This window comes from Roseovarius sp. D22-M7, assembly GCF_037083785.1.
Lineage (GTDB): Bacteria > Pseudomonadota > Alphaproteobacteria > Rhodobacterales > Rhodobacteraceae > Roseovarius.
Genome location: NZ_JBAPKY010000150.1, coordinates 1 through 1715, shown reverse-complemented (window position 1 = coordinate 1715; position 1715 = coordinate 1). Strand labels below are relative to the sequence as shown.

At 63.7% G+C, this 1715-nt stretch carries 2 protein-coding genes; one reads left to right on the top strand and one right to left on the bottom strand.

Annotated features, from left to right (window positions below):
- Positions 1-317 precede the first annotated feature (317 nt).
- The gene (locus V8324_RS21705; RefSeq protein WP_336421968.1) at positions 318-1211 is read right to left on the bottom strand and encodes a LysR family transcriptional regulator; all 894 of its coding nucleotides are present in this window, start codon (positions 1209-1211) and stop codon (positions 318-320) included.
- 95 nt (positions 1212-1306) lie between these two features.
- Here V8324_RS21705 and V8324_RS21700 point away from each other — a divergent pair, with 95 nt between their 5' ends.
- Positions 1307-1666, top strand: a complete 360-nt coding sequence (locus V8324_RS21700; protein ID WP_336421967.1) for an alcohol dehydrogenase catalytic domain-containing protein — start codon at positions 1307-1309, stop codon at positions 1664-1666.
- The last annotated feature ends 49 nt before the right edge of the window (positions 1667-1715 follow it).

Sequence of the window (1715 nt, the reverse complement as noted above, 5' to 3'; positions counted from 1 at the left end):
GCGATCCGGCCGCCGCCACTGCTCGCCATAAATGGCGTGGCGGGCAGTGGCTCCTTCATACCTCAGGAGCCGGGTTCAGTGTAAGACAAGCATCACCCCGGTGCGGGACAACACTCGGTGGCCAAAGCAATCGGAAACGCAATTTTTTCAAGACTACACCAATGACGCAGACCGCACTTGCCAATCACACAGGTGGGGCAGTGGCTTCGTTTTGCATTTTTCCCTTGACCACAAACGCCCTGTTACGGAAGCGGCTTCGTCCTCGGGCCGTTCGCGGTCTGACGATGCACCACATCCCCAACGCGAACTCCGTCGAATTAAGGTCCCAGGCACGCCGCGCGTCGTTGCAGGAGCGCGTCGCACAGGTAGTCGACGAAGAGCCGGACCCGGCGCACCCGACGCAACTCGCCGTGCAGAAGAACCCAGGTCGCGCGCCGCTGATCGAGCTCGGTTCCTGGAACGCGTTGCAGCTCGGGGAAGACCGACGTGACCCAGGTCGCAAGGAACGTCATCCCCGCGCCCGCGCGTACAAGGTGCAGATGCATTTCCGGATCGGGGACGGAGTGCCGGATCCGTGCCTCGGGGAATGCCGAGGCCGCGATCATTGTCGCAAGCTCAGGCACGTCGCCATATCCGATCCAGCTCAACCCTTGCCCCTTGCGGCCCGCCCCCCGCAGGGCGCGGTCGATGTAGTCGCGCGAAGCCACCACGCCGATGGACAAGGGAAAGAGCTTGCGGCCGACCGCATCGTCCTCGATCGTGGCGGCGTGACGGATCGAGACATCCGTTTCGTTACGGGCGATCGAATCCAGTGTGTAGGCAAGACGCAATTCGATCTCGATCTCGGGATAAAGTGCTGCGAAGTCAACAAGAACCGGTGCCAGCAGGTAATGCGCTGTCATCGGGTCGACCGAAAGGCGGATACGCCCCGAGGCCTCGCGGTCGAGCCCCTGCACCGCGTTGAACCCCTTGAGCAGCGCCGCCTCGGCTTCGAGCGCTTGCGGCAGCAGGCGTTGCCCGGCGGCGGTCAGGGACAAGCCGTCCGCGCCCCGCCGGAAGAGCTGGGTGCCGAGTTGCGCTTCGATCGCCTCGACCTGGCGACGCAGAGTCGCGTGGGTGCCGCCCATTTGCTCGGCTGCTGCCCGAAGCGAGCCGTTCCGTGCAACAGCCAGAAAGGCCGGAAGAGATTTCCAATCCGTGACAACCCGGATCGTTTATGAACCACTGTGGATCATCATAGTCACTCTTAGTATCGAAAAGAAACCTCTATTCCCTTCAGCACACCCAGAGACCACGGAGGTTCCCAATGACTGCGACACGCACCGCATGGCACATCCCGCGCTACGGCCGCCCCGAAACCCTCACACCCGTCACGCTACCCATGCCGCAGCCGGGCCCGACCGAGGTGCTGATCCGCGTCCATGCCTCTGCCGTGACACGGGCCGACGGCATGATGCGCAAGGGCGAGCCGCTGTTTGCGCGCCCCTTCCTTGGCCTGCGGCGTCCGCGCAACGGGCTGTCCGGCACCGGCCTGTCGGGAAAGGTGATCGCGGTCGGCGACAAGGTCAGCCGCTTTGCGCCGGGCGATATGGTTTTCGGCGAAGCCGGGATGCGCTTCGGGGTGCGCATTCCGACACATTCGATCACGTGTTCCGACGACATATGATCAGCCATTCCGACGTATCCGATCACCGCGAGATGACGCCGTCGGGCGT